We start from the raw sequence: 7,093 nt of genomic DNA, 5'->3' as shown, positions 1-7,093 counted from the left end.
TGATCAAAAAGATCATGTGGATGTGTGGCGTGTGCTTCATGGGAAACGGGACCTCCCACCGTCGATGCACGAGCCTGAGAGTCATTTATTATAGGGCAGATTTGCAGCTGCAGATTTTCCAGACTTATGGTTCCAATCCCATCAAGAGCGTTGCGAATTGCGTGCCCTCCCGAGCGCGCTGCAAGCTATGACTGCTTTGCGCCCTCATGTTGGCCGTTGAGGACGCCTTTGCCACTGCCCAAATGCAGACATCGCCGATGGCGAAGCTGTAGGTCGCGGTTGCGCCAATTGTTGCCGTTTGCTTGCCGTCGGTGGAACGGCCGCTCCCGCCGCCTCTATCAGCCTTTTGGATCTACCTTATATCTGGCAGGGTTCGTCAGCCAAGCCACCGGACAATTTCGTAGGCCGGCATCGGGCGCTGGAACCCTTTCAAACTCAATTCGCCAACTGTAACGGCTTCGACCAATGGTTCCACGGCGCCGAAGACCCGTTGGCTGACGAGGATCTGACGTGATTTGGCCTGCTCGCACAATCGGGCGGCATGGTTGGGGATGGTGCCGATGACCGCATAATCCGAGCGCTGGTCGAAGCCGATTTGCCCGATGGTCGCGTGGCCCCGTGCGATGCCGACCCCGAAACCAAGCAAATAGCCACGTTTGCGCCATTGTTCCGAATGCTCGTCAATTGCATCACGCATCCCCGCTGCCATACAGACGGCCTTTTCCGTGTGGTCAGCGCAGGGCAAAGGATCGTTGAAGACGACAACCAGACCATCACCGACAAAGCGCTCCAAAGTCCCTCCGTGGCGAGTGACTAGCTCGCCTAGACAGGAATGGTACTCGCTGAGGACTGCCATCACCTCTTCAGGCTCGGCGGTCTCAGCGAAGGCCGTAAAGCCGCGCAGATCGCAGAAAACTACTGTCACCTCGCGCCGGTGGCTTTGGAGAAGCGTGTCGCCATCCCCCGCTGCGACGATGAGGTCGGCGACCTGCGTCGGCAAAAATCGCCTAAGCCGCCCCATTCGCTCGATTTCCGTTACCTGCTCAGCCACGGTTTGTTCAAGGGAACGATTCCATGCCGCCAATTGGGCGGCCTGATCCTCAAGGCGCAGTGCCTGGGTCTTGACCGTGTCGTGAAGCGCCTTTTGGCGCAGCATTGAGCGGACCCGCGCCAGCAGAGCCCTGTGTTCGAACGGCTTGGTCAGGTAGTCGTCGCCGCCGGCGTCCAATCCCTCGACCACATCCCGCGTATCGGCCTTTGCAGTGACAAGGATGACCGGGATCGATCGCAGCGAAACGTCTTCCTTGAGCATGCGCACAACGCTGATCCCGTCGAGCTTCGGCATCATAATGTCGAGTAGGATCAGGTCAGGTTCAAGGCCGCGCGCCTTCGCAAGCCCCTCTTCGCCGTCGGCTGCAGTCATCACTTCGTAGCCGTTCGCCTCGAGGCGCATGCGCAGGATTTCGAGATTTTCCGGCGTGTCGTCAACGGCGAGAATGCGAGGCGGATCATGCAAGGTGCAGCCTCCCTCAGGAAAGGAATTCCCGGATTTTTCCGAGCAGCTGGCGCGGACTGAATGGCTTGGCCAGGTAGCCGTCGCACCCCGCAGCAAGAGCTTTCGCCTCATCTCCAGACAAGGCGTACGAGGTGACGGCGATTATGGGAATGTGCCGGAGTGTCGGGTCAGCCTTTATGCGGCGGGCAGCTTCATACCCGTCGATCACAGGAAGCTGTATGTCCATGAGGATCAAGTCCGGCTGCTCGGCCACGGCTGCAGCGATACCGGCAGCACCGTCTGCGGCCTCTATCAGTTCGTATTCGGTGGTGGCCAACAGATCGCGCACGATCTGGCGGTTGTCCTCCGTGTCCTCCACCATCAGGATTCGTTTGCTCATGCCGCTTTCACGTCCTCCACCCGAATTGGTATCCTCATGCGGAATGTCGAGCCTGAACCGGGCACGGACTCGACGCTTATGGTTCCGCCGTGCATTTCGACGATCCGTTTCGAGATCGCCAGGCCGAGGCCCGTGCCGCCCTTTTGCTTTGTGCTGCTGTTGTCTACCTGTTGGAATTCTTCGAAGATAAGCACTTGGTCCTTGGGCGCAATGCCGGGGCCGGTGTCCCGCACCGAGATCTCAAAGTGCCCATCGACGGCATCGGCACGAATGTCCAGCGCGCCCGTCTCGGTAAACTTGACAGCATTGCCTGCGAGATTGAGCAGAACCTGCGTCAGACGGCGTTCGTCCCCGCGGCCCAGCGGAAGATTTTCGGCGACGGTCGCAGCGAGCGAAAGCCCTTTTGAATGCGCCAGCGGCTCCACGGCCGTAACCGCCGAGCGAACGATCTGCCCAACGGAATAATCCTCGAGCGCAAGCGTCAGCTGGCCCGCTTCGATCTTTGAAAGATCGAGCACGTCGTTGATGAGCCCCAATAGATGGCGGCCGTTTGCTTGCACGCGCGCCACGGTCGTCTTCGCCTTGTCCGGGAGCTCGCCGTAGATCCCGTCGACCAACAGCTCGGTGAAGCCCAGCACGGAATTGAGCGGTGTCCTGAGCTCATGGCTCATGTTCGCGAGGAATTGAGACTTGTGGCGGCTGGCTGCTTCGAGCTCCCGGCTTTTCTCCTCAATCTCGCGGAACAGCTTCGCGTTTTGGATGGCAAGCACCGATTGGGCTGCGAAGGTTTCCATCAGGCGGACGACCTGTTCGTCGAATTCACCTGGCTTACGGCGCCTGACGACAAGCGCACCGACGATCTTGTTCGGCCTGAGCAATGGAACCACCAGGACGCTACGATATCCGGCGTCGAGGACGATCTTCTGAACGGAAGACGGCGTTCCTTCGGTGAGATCAGGTACCTGGATCGGCGTGCGACGCCGTGCGGCGTCGCCGATGCCCGGGTCATTCAGTCCTATCGGCTGGTTGAAAATCGCGGCAATGAGCTCATTGCTCATCCCAAAAGTGGCGCGGAGGCGGAATTGTTGCCTGGTGCTGCTGAACACATAGATAGTGCCCGCATCCGTGTCCGACAGCTGAACCGCCTTCGCTACGATCGTCTGCAGCACGGTGTCAAGATCGAGCGTCGAGTTGACAGCCTTGCTGACTTCCGCCAGCGCTTTCAATTCCCCAACCGAGCGCGCAAGCTCGGCCGTGCGCGCCTGCACCTCTTGATAAAGCCGCCCCAGCTGCTCGGACGTTTGGTTGACATTTCTCGCAAGCACACCAAGCTCATCCCGGTTGACGACGGCAACCTGTTGCGCAAAATCGCCGGCCGCGATCTGACGCAGACGCATCTCGATCTTCTTGACCGGCTCGATCAATGACCAAGAGATAATGTAGCCGAGCCCGAGTGCCAGCAGGATGCTGCCCACCGCAAAGGAGACCACGATCAGTCGCGACGTCCCGTACGCCCCTTCGGTCGCCTCGATTGCCGCCACCATGTCGGCTTCCGCGATGTTGACCAGTTGGTTGGTCAGCCGCTCGAGGCGGTCGGCCGATGGTATGATCTCATCGAGCTGCATCCTGCGCGCCTCGTCGGTGCGCCCGGCGCGGATGAGCTCGACGACACGTGTGACCTTTGCGGTAATCTGGTTGTATTCCTGCCGGACCTCGCCCAGCACTTGCTCCTCACTTGCGGCGACAAACTCCATGCGGTCGAGGTCGTAGCTAAACTGGTTGAGCTGGCGCAATGCTGCATCGAGCATCCTTTCGTCCTGAAGCAAAAGCGCAGTCGAGATGCTGTAGAGTTGGTTCGTCGTGTCGTGCTGGACCTGGCGATAGGCGGCAATCTTGCGCTGCAGCTTGATCAGCTCGGAAGTCTCAGCGTTGACCCCACTCAGCACCTGCAATCCGACCGCCCCAAGCACGATCAGCAGTCCGACGATCGACAGGAACGCGATCAACAGTTTGGTCTGGACGCGCGCCGGGAGCCGCGCAACCCAGCCAATCAGCCAGCTTGCGACGTTACTTGGCTTCACCCATGAGGCTAACAAGGTCACCCCGGAACTCCTCCAAGTCGAACGCAGCACCGAGGTACTGCACGCGCAAGCTGCCATTACGGTCCACGAGCGACGTCAGCAGAGTGTGATCGACGTCACCATTCGCCGTCTTCCTCGCGATAATGCCGTATTTGCGYCCAACCTCATGGACAATTGCGGGATCGCCGGTCAGAAACGACCAGCCCTTTAAGTCTGCGTCGAAATTCCTGGCGTATTGCTTCAGCACCTCGGGGGTATCGCGCTCCGGGTCGACGGTGATCGAAACGAAAGCGATCTCGGATCCGAACGCACTGCCCAGCTTGGCTTTCACGCGCGCCATGTTGTCGGTCAGCATCGGGCAAACGTCGGTACAGGAAGCAAAGATGAACGCAACCGCGACCACTTTGCCGTGGAGCTCGTGCAGCGAGACGGGTGTCCGGTCCTGCGATGTCAGGGTGAAATCCGGCGCCTGTCCGATCGTCGGCAGGCGCTGGTTGTGCGGGGCGTCATGCGCATGCGCCGGCCCAGAAAGCAGCGCCAACGACAGAAGAAGTGTCGGCCACCTGCTCATGTCTTCAACTCGCGCCTAAGCTCATTGAGGAAGCGCCAGTCCGTTCCGCGGGCTATGACTTCCCGAGGGCTTATCGAGATCGCCTTGGTTTCTTGCATCCGTAGCGCATAGAAGCGCATTGAATCCTCGGGATCGTATTCTCGCCATTTGTCGTAGCGTATATCGGAACGGATCGCCTGAAGCGTGTAGTCGTATCGGCTGGCATACCCCGTATCGACTGCGCCTTTGGCCACCGCTTCCGGATTGGTAATACAGAGATCGACGGCCTTCAGCAGGGCCCGCGTGACGCGCTTGGTCGCGATCGGGTAGTGTTCAGCGTAGTCCGAAGTGCTCGCGAGCATGCAGCAGAAATACTGCGACCAGGGTTTGTCGATCGCAATGCTGAGGATAACATGGCCTAGCTTGCGCTCGCGTGCCACCTGTGGCTGAGGCGGCCCGCCAAGAAAGGCATCGATCTTGTCGTCGGCGAGGCTCTGAACAGCATCAGGGGTTGCGAGCGTTTCGAAGTCCTTGGCAGGGTCAAGACCGACATACGCGGTTATCACGTTAATAAGTAGATAACCGATGGCGCTCCCATCCACTCCCACCCTTTTGCCCTTGAGGTCAGGGACACCATCAACTCGATCATTTGCAATCAATTCCAAGCAGCCGACATGCAAACCGGTCAGGACTTTGATCGGTGCGCCCTTGTCGATGTTGAGCACATGTGCCAGCGGGTAGTTCCAGTCAAAATCGATCTCACCGCGACCGATCCAGTCCGAAGAATCCGGGCCGGTGCCTGAAGCCACAAACTGGATGTCGGTGAAACCTTCGGCACGAAGAAGATCGCCGGCAGCGTACATGGGCGACTGACAGTCGGAAACTTTGGCGAACACTGGAAGGCGGACAGTGGTCGTTTCCGGTGGTGGCTCGGCCCGGGCCTGTGTTGCAGTGCGTAAGAAGCAGGCCGCCGCGGCGCCAGCCATGAAGGCGCGGCGTTTTTGAATGATCTGCATGGGCCTCTCCTTCCCAAAAAAGGCACAACACACCGGTTAGCTGCTTATGTCTTCAACTCGCGCTTAAGCTCGTTGAGGAAGCGCCAGTCGGTGCCGCCGGCGATAATCTCCTGCGGAGTGGATTTGATCATGCCCAGTTCCTGCATGCGCAGGGCATAGAAACGCAGGGAGTCTTCAGCATCGTATTCCCGCCACCGGTCGTAGCGGATATCCTTCAGCGTCTGGAGCGCGTAGTCATACGACGGGACAAACTCGCGATCGACCATCTGCCGCGCCACCATTCCCGGATCCGCGACGCAGAGGTCGGCGGCCTTAACGATGGACCGCAGGACCCGCTTGGTCGCCACCGGGTACTTGTTCACGTAGTCCGCCGTGGCGGAGATCATGCAGCAGAAATATTCTGACCACGGGCGGTCGACAGCATTGTTAAGGATCGTGTGGCCGATCTTCCTGGCGCGCAGCTCCTGCGGCTGGGGCGGCGTGCCGAGGAATGCGTCTATCTTTCCCTCGACAAAGAGTTCTGTCGGCTTGTTGTTTTCAGTCAAGAYCCACTGAATGTCGTTGACGGGATCGAGCCCGACATAGGCGGCCATGAGGGTCAGCCATACGTGTCGCGAGTTGTTGAAACCGTCCACGCCCACCCTCTTGCCCCGCAGATCCGTGACGCTGCGGATGCTCTCCTTGGCGATCAGTTCGAGGCATCCCGAGTGCAACCCGGTTAGCACCTTGATCGGCACGCCGGCGTCGATCGACGCGATCTGATTCGGCGGAAAGTTCACAGAGAAGTCCGTTTCACCGCGTGCGATCCACTCCGATTGGTCGACGCTCCTGTCGCCCTCGACGTAGCGAACGTCGGTGAAGCCCTCTGCGCGCATCAGGTCTCCGGCGATGTACGCGCCTGCCCAGCAGTAGGAACCACCAACCCACCGCGGCAGACGAACCGAGGTCGTTTCCAGCGGTTCCGCCTGGACTAACTCCGGAAGACCGACGATAGCGGCAGCGCCTGCCGTTGCAGCGCTGGCCATGAACCGGCGACGGGTTTGGATGATCGGCATCGGTACGCTCCTCCGAACTACAAAAAGGGTTGGGACCGGAATCGAGCAAAAGAGATTCCGCCAGAGGGTGACATTTTGTCGGCGCGCCCGAAGGCTTGTGAGCTAGAGCGCGCTCTTATCTTAGCGCGGGAGTCTTGCGCTTTCAGTCGCTGACGCTTGAAAGGTTCTAGTCAGCGATAAGCAATCATACGCCTTGTTTCGGCGGCTGTCATTGAAGGCTTTGAGTCGCATTCTGGACGTTCGAGCTTACGCCAGCGGAACGACCGGATCGGGTCACGTCACGACAATACTCGCTCCGACTGAATGTCCGCTATTTAAGATCCGAGACCCGAAGCTGTCGGTCTGCTTTCGTGAAGAGTTTCGGGCGCCGGCAGGCGTACGAAAGTCCCCGAGGAAGGAACCCGCGGGCCACAGTCGGAGGCTATGGGGATTTCGATCTGCGGCTGATGTCGGCGATGGCGCGACCGCCGTCAGGAAGTGGGGTGATGGATGCGGA

At 59.5% G+C, this 7,093-nt stretch carries 6 protein-coding genes; all 6 read right to left on the bottom strand.

The features are described 5' to 3' along the window. Window positions 1-376: 376 nt before the first annotated feature. The 6 genes from AC1DM5_RS36330 to AC1DM5_RS36305 are packed head-to-tail and all read right to left on the bottom strand — an operon-like array spanning window position 377 to window position 6,597. Complete coding sequence (locus tag AC1DM5_RS36330) at window positions 377-1,516, bottom strand: adenylate/guanylate cyclase domain-containing protein (protein WP_477824351.1); 1,140 nt, start codon at window positions 1,514-1,516, stop codon at window positions 377-379. A 13-nt stretch (window positions 1,517-1,529) separates the two neighbouring features. Further along, on the bottom strand, window positions 1,530-1,895 hold the full coding sequence (locus AC1DM5_RS36325; protein WP_025582425.1) for a response regulator: 366 nt from the start codon (window positions 1,893-1,895) through the stop codon (window positions 1,530-1,532). Then, on the bottom strand, window positions 1,892-3,997 hold the full coding sequence (locus AC1DM5_RS36320) for a sensor histidine kinase (protein ID WP_477824350.1): 2,106 nt from the start codon (window positions 3,995-3,997) through the stop codon (window positions 1,892-1,894). The genes AC1DM5_RS36325 and AC1DM5_RS36320 overlap by 4 nt, the downstream gene beginning before the upstream one ends. Next, the gene (locus tag AC1DM5_RS36315) at window positions 3,963-4,547 is read right to left on the bottom strand and encodes an SCO family protein (RefSeq protein WP_439018619.1); all 585 of its coding nucleotides are present in this window, start codon (window positions 4,545-4,547) and stop codon (window positions 3,963-3,965) included. The genes AC1DM5_RS36320 and AC1DM5_RS36315 overlap by 35 nt, the downstream gene beginning before the upstream one ends. After that, window positions 4,544-5,542, bottom strand: coding sequence for an ABC transporter substrate-binding protein (locus tag AC1DM5_RS36310; protein ID WP_477824349.1), 999 nt, complete (start codon window positions 5,540-5,542; stop codon window positions 4,544-4,546). The genes AC1DM5_RS36315 and AC1DM5_RS36310 overlap by 4 nt, the downstream gene beginning before the upstream one ends. 44 nt (window positions 5,543-5,586) lie before the next feature. After that, window positions 5,587-6,597: an ABC transporter substrate-binding protein gene (locus tag AC1DM5_RS36305; protein WP_477976911.1), complete on the bottom strand. Its 1,011-nt coding sequence runs from the start codon at window positions 6,595-6,597 to the stop codon at window positions 5,587-5,589. Window positions 6,598-7,093: the final 496 nt, after the last annotated feature.

Source organism: Rhizobium sp. 01T437 (genome assembly GCF_056398505.1).
This window is presented reverse-complemented; position numbering and strand designations above follow the sequence as displayed.

Excerpts from the sequence above, each read along its gene's own strand:
- AC1DM5_RS36310 (WP_477824349.1), bottom strand. The coding sequence starts at position 5,542 with ATGCAGATCATTCAAAAACGCCGCGCCTTCATGGCTGGCGCCGCGGCG.
- AC1DM5_RS36325 (WP_025582425.1), bottom strand. The coding sequence starts at position 1,895 with ATGAGCAAACGAATCCTGATGGTGGAGGACACGGAGGACAACCGCCAG.